The sequence below is a fragment of the Ottowia oryzae genome, assembly GCF_003008535.1.
GTDB lineage: Bacteria > Pseudomonadota > Gammaproteobacteria > Burkholderiales > Burkholderiaceae_C > Ottowia > Ottowia oryzae.
This window is the reverse complement of the sequence record NZ_CP027666.1, coordinates 1,657,012-1,673,118: the sequence shown is the minus strand read 5'-3', so window position 1 is coordinate 1,673,118 and position 16,107 is coordinate 1,657,012. Positions and strand designations below refer to the sequence as shown.

At 66.9% G+C, this 16,107-nt stretch carries 15 protein-coding genes; 10 read left to right on the top strand and 5 right to left on the bottom strand.

From position 1 onward, the window contains the following. Positions 1-55: 55 nt before the first annotated feature. The 3 genes from modB (at position 56) to C6570_RS07805 (ending at position 2,587) form a co-directional block, all read left to right on the top strand. Entirely contained in the window at positions 56-742 is a 687-nt protein-coding gene (gene modB, locus C6570_RS07815; RefSeq protein WP_106702710.1) for a molybdate ABC transporter permease subunit, read from the top strand. 98 nt (positions 743-840) lie between these two features. Next, positions 841-1,917, top strand: a complete 1,077-nt coding sequence (gene modC / locus C6570_RS07810; protein ID WP_106702709.1) for a molybdenum ABC transporter ATP-binding protein — start codon at positions 841-843, stop codon at positions 1,915-1,917. 328 nt (positions 1,918-2,245) lie between these two features. Next, entirely contained in the window at positions 2,246-2,587 is a 342-nt protein-coding gene (locus C6570_RS07805; RefSeq protein ID WP_106702708.1) for a hypothetical protein, read from the top strand. 180 nt (positions 2,588-2,767) lie between these two features. Here C6570_RS07805 and C6570_RS07800 read toward each other — a convergent pair whose 3' ends face one another. Beyond that, positions 2,768-3,499, bottom strand: a complete 732-nt coding sequence (locus C6570_RS07800) for a hypothetical protein (protein WP_106702707.1) — start codon at positions 3,497-3,499, stop codon at positions 2,768-2,770. Between the two features lie 105 nt (positions 3,500-3,604). After that, positions 3,605-4,345, bottom strand: a complete 741-nt coding sequence (locus C6570_RS07795; protein ID WP_106702706.1) for a pseudouridine synthase — start codon at positions 4,343-4,345, stop codon at positions 3,605-3,607. A 104-nt stretch (positions 4,346-4,449) separates the two neighbouring features. On the opposite strand from C6570_RS07795, the gene C6570_RS07790 reads away from it, so the two are divergent. After that, positions 4,450-5,238 carry a PDDEXK family nuclease gene (locus tag C6570_RS07790; RefSeq protein WP_123812238.1) on the top strand — a complete coding sequence of 263 codons (789 nt, stop codon included), beginning with the start codon at positions 4,450-4,452 and terminating at the stop codon, positions 5,236-5,238. 25 nt (positions 5,239-5,263) lie between these two features. Here the strand turns inward: C6570_RS07790 and orn are convergent, their stop codons facing one another. Then, entirely contained in the window at positions 5,264-5,854 is a 591-nt protein-coding gene (orn, locus tag C6570_RS07785; protein ID WP_106702704.1) for an oligoribonuclease, read from the bottom strand. 176 nt (positions 5,855-6,030) lie between these two features. On the opposite strand from orn, the gene C6570_RS07780 reads away from it, so the two are divergent. Genes C6570_RS07780 through rsgA form a run of 3 tightly spaced genes read left to right on the top strand, consistent with a single transcriptional unit; the run spans position 6,031 to position 8,686 of the window. Further along, entirely contained in the window at positions 6,031-7,296 is a 1,266-nt protein-coding gene (locus C6570_RS07780) for a M48 family metallopeptidase (protein WP_106704580.1), read from the top strand. Next, positions 7,293-7,661 carry a 4a-hydroxytetrahydrobiopterin dehydratase gene (locus tag C6570_RS07775; protein ID WP_106702703.1) on the top strand — a complete coding sequence of 123 codons (369 nt, stop codon included), beginning with the start codon at positions 7,293-7,295 and terminating at the stop codon, positions 7,659-7,661. Before C6570_RS07780 ends, C6570_RS07775 begins: the two co-directional genes overlap by 4 nt. Beyond that, positions 7,658-8,686 carry a ribosome small subunit-dependent GTPase A gene (gene rsgA, locus C6570_RS07770; protein ID WP_106702702.1) on the top strand — a complete coding sequence of 343 codons (1,029 nt, stop codon included), beginning with the start codon at positions 7,658-7,660 and terminating at the stop codon, positions 8,684-8,686. The genes C6570_RS07775 and rsgA overlap by 4 nt, the downstream gene beginning before the upstream one ends. Positions 8,687-8,896: 210 nt before the next feature. Here rsgA and C6570_RS07765 read toward each other — a convergent pair whose 3' ends face one another. Beyond that, positions 8,897-11,395, bottom strand: a complete 2,499-nt coding sequence (locus C6570_RS07765; protein WP_106702701.1) for an adenosylcobalamin-dependent ribonucleoside-diphosphate reductase — start codon at positions 11,393-11,395, stop codon at positions 8,897-8,899. Positions 11,396-11,694: 299 nt separating this feature from the next. Between C6570_RS07765 and C6570_RS07760 the strand changes: the two genes are divergently transcribed. The 3 genes from C6570_RS07760 to C6570_RS07750 all read left to right on the top strand — a co-directional run bounded on the left by C6570_RS07760 (position 11,695) and on the right by C6570_RS07750 (position 14,478). After that, positions 11,695-12,009, top strand: a complete 315-nt coding sequence (locus C6570_RS07760) for a hypothetical protein (protein WP_106702700.1) — start codon at positions 11,695-11,697, stop codon at positions 12,007-12,009. Positions 12,010-12,165: 156 nt separating this feature from the next. Further along, the gene (gene miaB, locus C6570_RS07755) at positions 12,166-13,503 is read left to right on the top strand and encodes a tRNA (N6-isopentenyl adenosine(37)-C2)-methylthiotransferase MiaB (protein ID WP_106704579.1); all 1,338 of its coding nucleotides are present in this window, start codon (positions 12,166-12,168) and stop codon (positions 13,501-13,503) included. Between the two features lie 261 nt (positions 13,504-13,764). Beyond that, entirely contained in the window at positions 13,765-14,478 is a 714-nt protein-coding gene (locus C6570_RS07750) for a VIT1/CCC1 transporter family protein (RefSeq protein WP_342747951.1), read from the top strand. A gap of 106 nt (positions 14,479-14,584) precedes the next feature. On the opposite strand, the gene C6570_RS07745 is transcribed toward C6570_RS07750, so the two are convergent. After that, the gene (locus C6570_RS07745) at positions 14,585-15,964 is read right to left on the bottom strand and encodes an L-serine ammonia-lyase (protein ID WP_106702698.1); all 1,380 of its coding nucleotides are present in this window, start codon (positions 15,962-15,964) and stop codon (positions 14,585-14,587) included. Positions 15,965-16,107: the final 143 nt, after the last annotated feature.

Below are 16,107 nucleotides of genomic sequence, written 5' to 3'. Positions count from 1 at the left end.
GATCGGGCGGCACCGCCCAGAACTTCCCCCATTTCCTACCCACCGCCCGGTTCGCATGCTGGACGCCGCCGCTCTCGCCGCCGTGCGCCTGTCGCTTGAACTGGCGCTGAGCACCACGCTGATCCTGCTCGTGCTGGGCACGCCGCTGGCGTGGTGGCTGGCGCGCGGCCAGGGGCGCCTGCGTTGGCTGCGCGTGCCGGTGCGCGCCATGGTGGCGCTGCCGCTGGTGCTGCCGCCTTCGGTGCTGGGGTTTTACCTGCTGGTGGCCATGGGGCCGAAGGGCCCGGTGGGCCAGTTGACGCAAGCGCTGGGCGGCACCACGCTGGCGTTCACGTACTGGGGGCTGCTGCTGGGCTCGCTGATTTACTCGCTGCCCTTTGTGGTGCAGCCGCTGGTCGCCTCTTTTGAATCGCTGGGCGACCGCCCGCTGGAGGCCGCCGCCACCCTGCGCGCCAGCCCGCTGGACGCCTTCTGGAACGTGGCCGTGCCGCTGGCGCGACCGGGCTACCTGACGGGCGCCGTGATGGGCTTTGCGCACACGCTGGGCGAATTCGGCGTGGTGTTGATGATCGGCGGCAACATCCCCGGCCAGACCCGCACCATCGCCGTGCAAATCTACGACCATGTCGAGGCGCTGGAATACACCCAGGCCCATTGGCTGGCTGGCGGCATGCTGGCTTTCTCGTTCGTCGTGCTGCTGCTGTTGCACCTGGTGCAAGGCCGCAGAAAGGCTGACCAGTGACGCATAGCACTATTTTTTCGATAGCTGCCAGCGCTGGTACAGCGGGCGCCACCACGGGTTTTGATTCAGATCCTCCGGCCGACACTCAGTGCGTTGCGGTGCGCGCCAAGGTCGAGCGCGGCAGCGCGTTCACGCTGGACGTGGACTTGCAGCTGCCAGGCCGCGGCATCACTGCGCTGTTCGGCCCATCGGGCTGCGGCAAGACCACCTTGCTGCGCGCCGTGGCCGGGCTGGTGCGCCCGGCGCCAGGGCGTGTCGTGGTCAATGGCGAGGTTTGGCAAGACGACGCTACGGGGGTCTGGCGGCCCACGCACCGCCGTCCGCTGGGCGTGGTGTTTCAAGAAGCCAGCCTGTTCGATCACCTGAACGTGCAGCGCAACCTGGATTTCGGCCGCCGCCGCGTGCCCGCCGGCGAGCGCCGCGTGTCGCTGGAACAGGCCATCGACCTGCTGGGCATTGCCCCGCTGCTGCCGCGCAACCCCGGCAGCCTGTCGGGCGGCGAGCGCCAACGCGTGGCCATCGCCCGCGCGCTGGCCACCAGCCCCCGACTGCTGCTGATGGACGAGCCGCTGGCCGCGCTGGACTCCGCGCGCAAGGCCGAACTGCTGCCCTACTTCGAGCGCCTGCAGCGTGAGCTGGACATGCCCGTGCTGTACGTCACGCATTCGCTGGACGAAGTGGCGCGGCTGGCCAGCGAGGTCGTGCTGATGCAGGCGGGCCGCACCGTGGCCCAGGGGCCCACGGCGCAGCTGATGACGCGCATGGATTTGTCGCTGAGCCAGGGCGACAGCGCCAGCGCACTGATCGAAGGCACGCTGGAATCTGTGGACGCTGCCTATGGCTTGCTGCAAGTGCGCTTTGCAGGCGGCGTGCTGCAGTGCGTGCAGGCGGCCGGCGCGCCACCGCGCACACCCGGCCAGCGGCTGCGGCTGCGCGTGCAGGCGCGCGATGTGAGCGTGGCGATGAAGGCCGCCACCGACACCAGCATCCTCAACGTGCTGCCCGGCACCGTGCAGGCCATCGCCCAGGACGGGCCAGCGCAAAGCCTGCTGTCGCTGGACGTGGGCGGCTGCACGCTGCTCGCGCGCATCACGCGCAAATCGGCCGATGCGTTGCGGCTGGCAGCGGGTCAGGCGGTGTTTGCGCAGATCAAGGGCGTGGCGGTGCTGGACTGAGGAAGTAGCGCTGGCGTGGGCGTACCCGTGCAAAGGCTGCGCTTGTATTGCGCCTTCACCCGCCTCAGCCTACGCGCACCGCCCGCTTCATCCAGCGTCACGCTGGGGGAATTGTGCCTTTGCACGCATTGAAAGGCCTCACATTATTTCCAATATGGAAACACTGCCTTGCCCGCCCGCTCCTTTTTCAAACCACCCGCGAGGCGCAAAGTACAGGTCATGGCAGCAGCGCTGGCCCCGGGGACTTGAAGTTAACCCCGCCGCCGCGCCCCAGCCAACACCGCCAGCTGTGTTGCTGGCCAACATTCAAGTTTCAAGGAAAAAGATCATGTCCCAACGTTTCGCTTCTATCGCTACCGCTGCTGCCCTGACCGCCCTGTTCGCAGGCAACGCCATGGCCCAGATGCCCGCCAGCGGCGAAGGCCCGCTGTTCCTGAACGAAGGCAAAACTGTCTCGACCGTGAGCCGCGACACCGTGCGCCACGACGCCGTGGCCCAGCGCCCGGCCAGCGGCGCCTTTGATGGCACCACCACGGCCCGCAACACCACCAGCCCCAGCCGCGAAGCTGTGCGCCAAGAAGCCATCGCCCACCGCCCCGCATCGGGCATGTTCGACGGCTCCACGGTGGCCCAGCAGTACCACAACCAGGCTGTGCAAGCCGGCGAGTGATGCACCGGGGCTTGGCCTGATCGCTTTCGGGTGATCAGGTGGCCTTGTCAGCTTCCCGCTCTCAACAAAACGGCCGCTTGATGCGGCCGTTTTGCTTTGTGAAGACGGAAACGCGCCCGTCAGAAGCAGGTCATTCTCAGCGACCGTCGTCTGACCAAGCCCTTGCCTCGGCTAACCAGTTCACGCCGCAGCGGCCAAGCGGCCGGGCGTGGTGCCCTGAGTGCCCCGCAGTCCCCCTTCCTGTGACGTTGCAGCATCGCGCCCCTGCAGCCGACCGCGTTGGGTCTCGGCCACCTGCTGAAGCGCAGGCGCAGCCGTGGCATACAGGGCGTCGCACAGGGCTAGAAGATGGTCGCGCGGCACCACCTCCAGCAGACGGGAGGCAACACCTGCAGCGTATTCGGCGCCGCTGCGCCCATGCACGAAGGCCAGCGAATCGGCCAGCGCGCGAACCAGTTCGTCGGCCGTCTGCGCTACGTGCAACGAAACCGCCAGGGACGCGGCGTCCGGGTCGCGCAGCATCTGCATCAGGCTGACCACGTACATCTTGCTGGCCGCCAGCGACCGGCGTGCGTCCTGACGTTCGACCTTTGGCGTGGGCTGTTCCGCGCGAGTTTCCACGCGCGATGGTGCTGCTTCGACCGGTGCAGGGACGGTGGGTCGACGCTGCGGCGCGGTGTCTTCCACCTCCGAGTCGGGCGGCGCGGCGCCCCACTGGCCACGTGCTCGCTCAAGATAGCCGTCGCGCACCATCTGCTGCAGCACCGGCTCAACCGCAAATCCCAACCAACGCCCCAGTTCCGCGGCACTGCGCCGACCGTCTACCAGCACCAGCAACTGCCTTTCACGCGGACTCAGCGCACGTCGGTCGGACAGCAGCGCACGACCGCGCTCCGTCTTGACCAAAATCATTCCTGGCTCCTAGCTGACAAACCAGAGCAGACTTTAGGTAATAAATATTACTTTTCAGTGACGCGCGCCTCCAGCGCTGCTCCCGGCGAAGGCAGCCAGGTACGGTCAACCAGCCAAGGCCAGCAGGTCGTCCGCACTCAACCAGCGCCATTGCCCCTCGGGCAGGTCGGCTGGCAGCGCCAGGCGGCCAATGCGCGAGCGGTGCAACGCTTCTACCCGGTTGCCAACGGCGGCCACCATGCGCTTGACTTGGTGGTATTTGCCTTCGGTCAAGGTCAGCCGCAGGTGGTGGGTGCCGACCGCTTCGGCGCCGGCGGCAGCCACTGGCTTGGGGCTGTCATCCAGCACCACCCCGCGCAGCAGCCGCTCTGTTTGCGCACCATCCAGCGGGTGGCGAGTGGTCACTTCATACACCTTGGGCAGGTGCTTCCTGGGGGAGTTCATGCGGTGGATAAAGGCCCCGTCGTCTGACAGCAGCAGCAGCCCGGTGGTGTCCTGATCCAGCCGCCCGACCGCCTGCACCCCGACAATCTTGGCGGACGATTTGGTGTGCGGCGGCCGCTGCCGCAGTGCAGCGGGCAACAGGGTGTACACACCCGGCCACGCCCCCGGGCGGTGTGAGCACTCATATCCTGCCGGCTTGTTGAGCATGAGGTAGGCGCGCTCATGAAACGCCCAGTCCACCCCTTGAACAGTGAAGGCGAGGCCTTCGGCGGCTGTGTCGAACTCAGCGCCTGGCTCGGTGCAAACCGTACCGCCCACACTCACCAGACCCTGCTCTATCAGCCCTGCGCACACGCGGCGAGTGCCAAAGCCCTGTGAGAACAACAACTGATCAAGTCGCATCGGTCCCCCTGGGCCCGCTGCCTTCGCCGCCCCAGCGAACGACCGCGCTTGCAGCGTGAATTATTGGTGGTTCACCGCCGATTGCTTGCGCAGGAACCCAGCAAATGCCCGCCAGATTGGTAATCTGCGCATGTATCTCAAATAACATCATTGGCAAAAGGGAGTTGTGCTTGAACGCATTGTCGGGTTTCGCTGGAGTGGCAATTGTCATGCTTGGCATCATCGGCCTGGTGGCCGGGTTGCTGGGCTTTGCGTTGTATTACTCGGAGCGCCGCAGCACGCAGCGCAGCAAGGCCGCCAACCGCCAGCTTCGCATTCCCAAGCAATGGCCCCTGAATCCGCGCCCGCTGGTCAACAGCGCTGAGCGCCGCGTGTGGGACTGGCTGCGCGAGATCTTTCCCTATCACCAGGTGCTGCCCAAGCTGCCGCTGACGCGCTTTACCCTGCCGCGCCAGCCCGACCAGGGGCGCGAGTGGTTCGACATGCTAGTCAGCGCCTACTGCAGCTTCACCATTTGCGCGCCAGACGGGCACGTGATCGGTTGCGTCGACGTGCTGGGCCCGCGCGGCCTTTCTCGCGGCAACAAGCAGCTCAAGCACACGCTGCTGGGACAGTGCGGCATCGGCTACTGGGTGATGGCCGCAGACAGCTTTCCGAGGCCTGAATTGCTGCGTGGCGAGTTCCTGGGCGCTGGCGAAGCCCAGTTGCCTGAGCGCACGCAGCCCGCCGACCTCAATTCCGCGCGCAATCACCTTCGCCAGGCCCTGGACCGCGGCCGCGAACAGCGAAGCCAGTTCGGCGGGCTGCACGAATCCGAAGCAACCCCTTGGCCGCAGCCCGATTCCTTCCTGGGCTCGCTCGACAGCCGCCGGGCCGCGCTGCCCCAGCGCTGAGCTTCAGGCGCCCCTTCGCGCCGGATCAGGGCGCCAGCTGGATGAAGTGGGCGCGGTAATGCAGTAACTCGTCAATGGATTCATGCACATCGGCCAGCGCCGTGTGCGACTGCTGCTTCTTGAAGGACTCCACCACCTCGGGCCGCCAGCGGCGGGCCAGTTCCTTCAGCGTGCTGACGTCGATGCTGCGGTAGTGGACGAAGGCCTCCAGCCGGGGCATGTACTTCACCAGAAAGCGCCGATCCTGCCCGATCGTGTTGCCGCACAGCGGCGAGCAGCCCTTGCCCACGTACTTCGACAGGAAGTCGATCACCTGCTGCTCGGCGTCCACCTCCGTCACCGTGCTGGCCTTGACCCTGTCGATCAAGCCGCTGCGCCCATGCGTGCCCTTGTTCCAGGCGTCCATGGCGTCCAGCAGCGCATCGCTTTGGTGCACGGCCAGCACCGGGCCTTCCACGCGGGTCTTCAGCCAGGGGTCGGTCACGATCACGGCGATCTCGATGATGCGTTCCTTCTCAGGGTCCAGGCCGGTCATCTCGCAGTCCAGCCAGACCAGGTTGTCGTCGGATTTGGCCAGCTCGGGCGCTGGCGTCGCAGGGGTTTGGGTTTCGCTCATGCGGGCGATTGTCCACGCCTCGCCACGGCCTTGGCGCGCGGGCGCACTTGCAGCCCGGGCAGGCACCCTAAACTTGCAGCTTGGCCGCGCCAGCCGCCGCGTGCGCCCCCTGCCACCTATTTCACCTGCCCGCCTTGACTGAAACGCTCTCCCCTTCCTTGCTGACCACCTTGTTGATGAGCGCCGCGCTGCTGGCCAACCTGAGCGTCAAGTTCTGGCTGGCGTCGCGCCAGATCCGCGCCGTGGCCCGCCACCGCGCCAGCGTGCCGGCGGAGTTCGCAGGCACGATCGGCCTGGACGCCCACCAGCGCGCCGCCGACTACACCGTGGCCAAGCTGCGCTTTGGCCTGCTGGACCTGGCGCTGGGCGCCGCCGTGCTGCTGGGCTGGACGCTGCTGGGCGGGCTGGACGCGCTCAACGGCTGGCTGCTTGGCCTGCTGGGCCCACGCCCTTTGCTGCAGCCGCTGGCGCTGCTGATCGCCTTCACGATCGTCAACGGCCTGATCGAGCTACCCGCCTCGCTCTACCAAACCTTCGTCATCGAACAGCGCTTTGGCTTCAACAAGATGACCTGGCCGCTGTGGCTGGGCGACATGCTCAAGTCCACCCTGGTCAGCCTGGCCATTGGCGTGCCGCTGGCCGCGCTGGTGCTGTGGCTGATGCAGGCCACGGGCGAATGGTGGTGGCTGTGGACCTGGGGCGCGTGGATGGGTTTCAGCCTGTTGATGCTGGTGATCTACCCCACCGTCATCGCGCCCCTGTTCAACCGCTTTGAGCCGCTGCAGGACGAATCGCTCAAAGAGCGCGTCACGCAGCTGATGGCGCGCTGCGGCTTTGCCGCCAAGGGCCTGTTCGTGATGGACGGCAGCCGCCGCAGCGCCCATGCCAACGCGTACTTCACCGGCTTTGGCGCCGCCAAGCGCGTGGTGTTTTTCGACACGCTGCTGAGCCAGCTGACCCCGCCCGAGGTCGAGGCGGTGCTGGCGCACGAGCTGGGCCACTTCAAGCACCGGCACATCGTCAAGCGCATTGCGGGCATGTTCGTGATGAGCCTGGCCGCCTTGGCGCTGCTGGGCTGGCTGGCCAACCAACCCTGGTTCTACACCGGCCTGGGCGTCACGCCCAACCTGCCGGCCAACCTGGGCGGCGCCGTGCCCAACCATGCGCTGGCGCTGCTGCTGTTCATGCTGGTCGTGCCGCTGTTCAGCTTCTTCTTGTCGCCTTTAATGGCGCAGCTGTCGCGCAAGCACGAGTTTGAAGCCGACGCCTACGCCGCCAGCCAGGCCAATGCGCAAGACCTGTCGAACGCGCTGGTCAAGCTGTACAAGGACAACGCCAGCACACTGACGCCCGACCCGCTGTACGTGCGCTTTTACTACTCGCACCCACCCGCCAGCGAACGTATTGCACGCATGGGCGCGCAGGTGCAGGCCGCCGGATGAATTCCCAGCCCAACAGCCCTCCAGCGCACGCCGCACCTGCGGTAACAGCTATTGATTTGGAAGCATTCCTGACCCATCAACCCGGCTGGCAAAGCACCGCCGAAGGCGCCGAGCCCGCCATTCAGAAGACCTGGCGCTTCGCGGACTTTCGCGCCGCCATGGCGTTCGCCGACCAGGTGGCGGCGTTGGCCGAACGGTTGAACCACCACCCCACGCTCACCGTGGGCTGGGGCCGCTGCACCGTGCGCTGGTCCACGCACGAGGCGGGCGGCCTGACGGCGCGCGACTTCGACGCCGCCCGCCAGACCGACCTGCTGGACCCAGGCCCCAACGCACTGCCCAACCCAGAAGGCGCCGGCGCATGAGCCGCCCACCGCGCGCGTCCCGCGCCAGTAGCCGCCGCAACCCGCGTTCTGCCGCTGGCGACGGGCCGGACACGCTGGAAGACGGCCTGATCGTCGCCAGCCACGGCCGCCACTGCGTGGTGGAAACGCCCGATGGCCAGCGCGTGATCTGCCACCCGCGCGGCAAAAAGCTGGGCGTGGTGGTGGGCGACCGCGTGCGCTGGCAGCCCTCGCAGGACGAAGGCACCATCGAGCAGATCACCCCGCGCCGCAACCTGCTGTACCGCCAGGACGAGGTGCGCACCAAGTCCTTCGCCGCCAACCTCGATCAGGTGCTGATCCTGGTGGCGGCCGAGCCGGAATTCTCGGAACACCAGCTTTCGCGCGCGCTGATCGCCTGCGAGGCCGAGCATATCGAGCCGCTGATCGTGCTGAACAAGGCCGACCTGGCCCCGCTGTTCGCCCGCGCGTGGCAGCGCCTGGCGCCGTACCGCGCCATGGGCTACACCGTGTTGCCGATGGCCGCCAAGCCGGTGGACGGCGTGGTGCCCGCGGGCTGTTCGCTGGACGACGTGATCGCGCGGCTGCAGGGCCGCACCACGCTGATCCTGGGGCCGTCGGGCGCGGGCAAAAGCACGCTGATCAACCGCGCCGTGCCCCGCGCTGCGGCGCTGACCAACGAGATTTCACAGGCGCTGAATTCGGGCAAGCACACCACCACCACCACCACCTGGTACTGGCTGGACGCCGCGCGCACCGGCGCGCTGATCGACTCGCCCGGCTTTCAGGAATTCGGCCTGCGCCACATCGAGCCGATGCAGCTGGCCGCCTACATGCCCGACTTGAAGCCGCACGTGGCCGAATGCAGGTTCTACAACTGCACCCATTTGCATGAGCCGGGTTGTGGGGTGCGCGCAGCGGTGGCTGAAGCTGTTTTACAAGCCGAATCGCCCGCCAGCGCAGGTGTTATCAGCGCCAGCCGCTACAAAATCTACAGCGACTTGTTTCACGAACTGAGCGCGCCGCCGAACTACGGCGTAGGTTGAGGCGGGGTCGATACCAACGGGCATCGACACGAGCGCTGGGGTGTTCTTGGCACCCCTATCGGCGCACGTTTCGCCCGAAGTTTCTACCGCATTGATTGCAAGTCAAACAAGGCCCTGGCGCTTATCTCACCTGCGCCACCAGCTCTGACTTTCATAGCAAAAAGAAAGCCGCTCGCAGGCGGCTTTCGCGCTGATGTCAGCCCGCGGCCATCAACCGCAGCTGCCCACAAAGCCGCACTGCGTGCAGTAGTCGCAGCCGTCCTTGCGGATCATGGCGTGGGCGCCGCATTCGGCGCACTTCTTGCCCGCCATCACGCCGGGCGCCACGGAGGCTGCGGGGGCGACCACCGGCTCGACGCTGGGCAGCTCGTCCGCGTCGAACAGCGAGGCCTGCACCTGCAGCTGGCGCTTGGCGATCAGGTTTTCGATGGCGTAGCCAATGGCCGCCACCTCGCTGTCGTGCCAGCGCGGCACGTGCGTGCCGTCGGCCTTCTCATACGTGCCCAGGCGCACGGGGCCGCGGTCCCAGCTGACCTTCTGCATGTCGGACAGGGCGCGGTCCAGAAAGCCGCCGCGCGCAGCCAGGCTGAGCATGCGCATGGTGGCGGTAATCCACTGCTGCGATTCGCCGTTCTGGCCCACGGGCATGAAGAACTCAATCGCACGCTCTACCGTGCCTTGGCCATCGGCGGCGGGCATGGGCAGAAAGGTGACGATCAGGTACAGGCGCTGCTGGCCTTCGCTGGTCCAGTATTCGATTTTCTCGGCCACCGCGGGCAAGCCGCCGGCGGGGCGCTTTTCGATCACGGTGCGGGCCGGGTCGTACACGGGCACGGCCGCCGCCACCGGGGCAGCAACAGCGGCCGGCGCGGGCTCTTCCTTCTTGACCGGCGTGGCTTCCAGCACGGCGCCCAGGATGCTGTTGGGCCGGTAGGTGGCCAGGCCCTTCAGGCCCGCGCGCCAGGCCTGGTGGTACAGGTCCTTGAAGTGCTCGTACGGGTAGTCTTCGGGGATGTTGACGGTCTTGCTGATGCTGGTGTCCACGTAGGGCTGCACAGCCTCCATCATGGCCACGTGCTCTTGCGCGGTCATCTGCAGGGCGTTGACGAAATAGTCGGGCAGCTTGCCGGCCGCGTCGTCCGTGGTCACGCTGCTATCGACTTGCGAGCGGTAGACGCGAAAGGCGTGGTCTTCCACGGTGTAGGCACTCTTGCTGCCGTCGGCCTCGCGCTTGTTGCGCTGGTAGCCCCAGCTGAAAGCCGGCTCGATGCCGTTGGAGGCGTTGTCGGCAAACGCGAGGCTGACGGTGCCCGTGGGCGCGATCGACAGCAGGTGGCTGTTGCGAATGCCGTGCTTGCGAATCGCCGCCTTCAGGTCGTCGGGCAGGCGGCTGGCGAACGTGCCTTCGGCCAGATAGCCCTTGGCGTCGAATTTCGGGAAGGCGCCTTTTTCCTTGGCCAGCTCGACCGACGCGCGATAGGCCGCATCGCGCATGCGGCGCGCAATTTCGGCGGCTGTGTCGCGGCCTTCGGCGCGGTCGTAGCGCAGTTGCAGCAGCGTCAGCGTATTGCCCAGGCCGGTGAAGCCCACGCCGATGCGGCGCTTGCTGGCGCTTTCGGCGCGCTGCTGGTCCAGCGGCCAGAAGGTGACGTCCAGCACGTTGTCCAGCGCGCGCACCTGGGTGGCCACCACCTGCTCAAAACGCTCGAAATCAAACGACGGCGTGCCGCCCACGCCAAACGGGTGGCGCACGAAGTGGGTCAGGATGATGGGGCCCAGGTCGCAGCAGCCATAGGACGGCAGGGGCTGCTCGCCACACGGGTTGGTGGCGGCGATTTCCTCGCAGTAGTTCAGGTTGTTGTCGCGCCCGATCTGGTCAAGGAACAGGATGCCCGGCTCGGCGAAGTCGTAGGTGGACTTCATGATCGTGTCCCACAGCTCGCGCGCGGGCAGCGTGCGGTACACCCACTGGCCGTCGGCGCGCTGGTGGGCGCCCTCTTCCACCAGCCGCAGGCCGGGCGCGGCGCGGTGCACCAGCTGCCAGTCGGCGCCGTCGGCCACGGCTTGCATGAACGCATCGCTGACGCCCACCGACACGTTGAAGTTGTTCCAGCGCCCCGGCGTGCGCTTGGCGGTGATGAATTCCAGCACGTCCGGGTGGTCGATGCGCAGCACGCCCATCTGCGCGCCACGCCGGGCGCCCGCGCTTTCAACCGTGGCGCAAGACTGGTCGAACACGTTCATGTAGCTGCACGGCCCGCTGGCCATGCTGTGCGTGCCCTTGACGAAGGCCCCCTTGGGGCGAATGCGGCTGAAGTCGTAGCCCACGCCGCCGCCACGGCGCATGGTCTCGGCCGCTTCGCGCAGCGCTTCGTAAATGCCGGGAAAGCCTTCGTCGTCGCGGCCCTGAATGGCGTCGCCCACGGGCTGCACGAAGCAGTTGATCAGCGTGGCCTGGATGTCGGTGCCCGCCGCGCTCATGATGCGGCCCGCGCCGATGGCGCCGGCGTACAGGTTCGAGAGGAATTTCTGCTCCCACTCGGCCTGCAGCGCAGGCTTTTCGACCGAAGCCAGCGCACGCGCCACGCGGCCATACAGCTGGTCGAGCGATGTCTCGCCGGGTTTGAAATACTTTTCCGCCAGCACGTCGCGGCTGATGGCTTGCGGCTCGGCGGCAACGGCGGTGCCCGGCAAGGCGTCTCTTTTCATGGGGTGAACTCCGGAAGCTGCGTGGCGCACGGCATGGCGCGCGGCAGCGAAAACCCCGATTCTTGCACCGCTGGCACGGCCGGGCTACCCCCAGGTTCGCACGGCCCTGGGCGCGCAGTGGATGACTTTCGTCCAATCCCGCGCGAAGCCGCATAAAATCAGGGGTTGCAGGTTTGCACAGCCTCTGGACAGACACCATGAACCGCTGGCCGAAAGCCCCTATAGCTCACTTATTCATAGCTGCCAGCGCCGTGCTGGTAAGCGCTACAGCCATTTTTCCCACGAATTCCTGGGCACAGATGCAACGCATCTTCCCCATGAATGTGGAAAGAGGCGTCATCAAGTTCTCTGAGATTCCGCTGGAGGTCAAGCTCAACGGCACCGAAGAGCGGCTGGCGCCCGGCGCACGCATCCGCGGGCCGATGAACACCTTTGTGCTGAACAACGCGCTGGTCGGCCAGACCTACGTGGTCAACTACATCCGCGACCCGGCCGGCATGGTGCGCGACGTGTGGCTGCTGACGCCCGAAGAAGCCCAAACGATGCCCGACGGCTCTCCTGCGCGCCAGCAGAAAACGCGCATCTTCGTTCAGCCGTCCCACTACGGCGGCTGAGGCCGCGCGCCAACGCGGCCAGCCCACTTGCCGCCAGATGCGGCTGGGCGGCCCTGACATTTTTTGCCGACCAGCCTGGCGCTGGCGGGTTTGTATTCCTGCTTTCTGCTTGCCCCTGCGCGCACCTGTGCGCGCCCACCCAAAAGGCCTGCTGCCATGACACGCAAGGTGTTCATCAAAACTTTCGGCTGCCAGATGAACGAGTACGACTCGGACAAGATGGCCGACGTGCTGGGCGCTGCCCAGGGCTATGAGCCGACCGACGACCCCGAGCAGGCCGACCTGATCCTGTTCAACACCTGCTCGGTGCGCGAAAAGGCGCAGGAAAAGGTGTTTTCCGACCTGGGCCGCGTCAAGCACCTGAAGCAAAAAGGCGTGCTGATCGGCGTGGGCGGCTGCGTGGCCAGCCAGGAAGGCGAAGAAATCATCAAGCGCGCGCCTTACGTCGATGTGGTGTTCGGCCCGCAAACGCTGCACCGCCTGCCCGAGCTGCTGAACGAGCGCCAGCGGCAGCAGGCGCCGCAGGTGGACATCCGCTTTCCCGAGATCGAAAAGTTTGACCACCTGCCGCCCGCACGCGTCGACGGCGCCAGCGCGTTCGTGTCGATCATGGAAGGCTGCTCTAAATACTGTAGCTACTGTGTGGTGCCGTACACGCGCGGCGAGGAATTCAGCCGCCCGTTCGACGACGTGCTGACCGAAGTCGCCGTGCTGGCCGACCAGGGCGTCAAGGAAGTGACGCTGCTGGGCCAGAACGTGAACGCCTACCGAGGCCCGATGGGCGACAGCGGCGAGATCGCCGACTTTGCGCTGCTGATCGAGTACGTGGCGGAGATTCCGGGCATCGAGCGCATCCGCTATGTCACCAGCCACCCCAACGAGTTCACGCCGCGCCTGATCGAGGCGTATGGCAAGGTGCCCAAGCTGGTCAGCCACCTGCATCTGCCGGTGCAGCACGGCAGCGACCGCATCCTGATGGCCATGAAGCGCGGCTACACCGCCATGGAGTACAAGAGCATCATCCGCAAGCTGCGCGCCGTGCGGCCGGACTTGAGCCTGTCCAGCGACTTCATCGTCGGCTTTCCGGGCGAGACCGAAGACGACTTCGGCAAGATGATGAAGCTGATCGACGACGTGGGCTACGACGCATCTTTCAGCTTCATCTTCAGCCCGCGCCCAGGTACGCCGGCGGCCAACCTGCACGACGACACGCCGCATGAAGTGAAGCTCAAGCGCCTGCAGCACCTGCAAGCGGTCATCGAGCAGAACGTGCGCGCCATCAGCGCCAGCCGCGTGGGTACCGTGCAGCGCTTGCTGGTCGAAGGCCCTTCGCGCAAGAACCCGGCCGAGCTGATGGGCCGCACCGATTGCAACCGCATCGTCAACTTCGACGGCGGCCCGAACGGCGCGCGCCTGCAGGGGCAGATGATCGAGGTGCAAATCACCGAGGCCCTGCCGCACTCGCTGCGCGCCCAGGTGGTGACTGCGGGCTGAGCGCCTGCGCATCGTCGTGGCAGCGCGCAGCGCTTAAGCGGCACACAAGACAGTGCGACCGCCACCCGATAAGCTTGGCGGCATCAATCCACTCAGCCAGCCATGGCCCCTGCGGGGCCAGGCCCAGCCAACGTGAACCATTCCAACCCACCAGACGCCGGGGCCGCCGCCACACGCGGCCCAGTGGCGCGGCCAGCGCCTGCATCCGCCGATGAACGACGGGCGCCGGACGCCGGTGCAGGCGCGGCCTCCGATTCGGCTTTGGCCGCCTCACCCACCATCGACTTGCAGGCCGAGCGGGCTGTAACGTCCGACCGCCTGAACTGGTTGCGCGCCGGCGTGCTGGGCGCCAACGACGGCATTGTTTCCACCGCCGGACTGGTGCTGGGCGTGGCGGGCGCCAGCCCCACCTTTGCGGCCTTGCTGACCGCCGGCGTGGCCGGCTTGGTTTCGGGCGCCCTGTCGATGGCGGTGGGTGAGTACGTGTCGGTCAGCACCCAGCGCGACACGGAAAAAGCCGCCATCCGCAGCGAACAGGCGGCGCTGGCCAAGCTGCCGCGCGCCGAACTGAATGAGCTGATTGGATTGCTGCGCGCCAAGGGGCTGTCCGAAGCGACTGCCCGCCAAGCCGCGCTGGAGCTGACGCGCAGCAACGCGCTGGCCGCGCACGCCGAAATTGAACTGGGGCTGAAGCTGGGCCACTACACCAACCCCTGGAGCGCTGCGCTGGCATCGGCCGTGTCGTTCTCACTGGGCGCGATGGTGCCCCTGGGCGCGGTGCTGATGTCGCCGCTGTCGATCACGGTGCCCGTGACCGCCGTCGCGGTGGTGCTGGCGCTGGTGGGCACGGGAGCGTGGTCGGCCCACCTGGGCGGCACGCCCAAGCTGCCGGCCGTGCTGCGCAACGTGGGCGGCGGGCTGCTCGCCATGGCGGTGACCTACGCCGCCGGGCGACTGATCGGCACGCACCTTTGATGCCTCCGGCGGGCTAGCCTCGGTACGAGGCCTGTGCCGCCGCTGCGGCTCGCGCTTTGTCTTGTGTTGGCAGCAGCGGTCGAAGACAGCGGTCGACGACGGGCCGTCAGCATTCGGTGTACGCCACCGCCAAACCGCCGCGGGAGGTTTCCTTGTACTTGTCCTGCATGTCGCGGCCCGTGTCGCGCAGCGTGCGAATGGCGGCATCCAGGCTGACTTTGTGCGTACCGTCGCCCGACAGTGCCAGCTGGGCCGCGTTGATGGCTTTCACCGCCGCCATGGCATTGCGCTCGATGCACGGCACCTGCACCAGGCCGCCCACTGGGTCGCAAGTCAGGCCCAGGTTGTGCTCCAAGCCGATCTCGGCGGCGTTCTCGACCTGCTCGGGGGTGCCCCCCAACACCTGCGTCAAACCGGCCGCCGCCATCGCGCAGGCAGAACCAACCTCGCCCTGGCAGCCGACCTCTGCGCCCGAGATGGACGCATTGGTCTTGATCAAGACCCCGATGGCCGAGGCCGCCAGCAAAAAGGCGACCACGTCGTCGTCGTTGGCGCCGCGCTGAAAGTCCATGAAGTAGTGCAACACCGCGGGCACCACCCCCGCAGCGCCGTTGGTGGGCGCGGTGACCACGCGGCCACCCGCGGCGTTTTCTTCGTTCACAGCCAGCGCATAAAGGTTGACCCAGTCCATGGCGGAAAAGGTTTGCGTGATCAGGTTAGGCCGCCCGTCGCGCGCGTTGAGGCGCCGGTACATCGCGGGCGCGCGCCGCTGCACGTCCAGCCCGCCTGGCAGCACGCCTTCGCTGCGCAGCCCACGCGCCACGCAGCCACGCATGACGGACCAGATGTGCAGCAGCGCGGTGCGGGTATCGGTGTCGCTGCGCCAGGCGCGTTCGTTGTGCAACATCAACTGCGCTACGTCCAAGCCCGTCTGGCGGCACAGCGCCAGCAGGCGCTCGCCCGAGGCGAAGGGGTGAGCGATGGCGACCTGAAGCACCCCCATCTCGCCCGCGCGCGCCTGCGTTTCGTCCACCACGAAGCCACCGCCGATCGAGTAATAGGTGTTCTCAAGCACCACGCCGGTGGGCCCGTGCGCGGCCAAACGCAAGGCGTTGGGATGCCAGGGCAGGCTGACCGGCATCAAGCGCAGATCGCGCTGCCAATCGAATGCGATATGGTGACCACCGGCCAGAGGCAGCCGCGCGTCGAGCTGCACCGCATCCACCGCCTGCGCCATGGCATCAGGGTCCACCGTGTCGGGCTGCAAGCCCATCAGGCCGGCTACCACGGCGCGGTCGGTGCCGTGGCCGATGCCGGTCGCCGACAGCGAGCCGTAAAGCCGCACTTCCACCCGCTGCACGCGCGCCAGCAGGCCCTCGGCACGCAAGGTGTCAGCGAACAACCCGGCCGCCCGCATGGGGCCAACCGTGTGCGAGCTTGACGGGCCAATGCCGACCTTGAACAGATCAAGCGCGCTGATGGACATCCGAAGCTCCTGGCGGGTCGATGAGCCAGTTTAGCCAGATCGGCCGGAGGCGTCAGGCGCTGCCGGTTGGGGCGGGAATCGCCCCTATCTAAGCCAAGCTTGGTTTGACAAGGGCAAAGAAACAATAAAACAGGCAAGAAAAA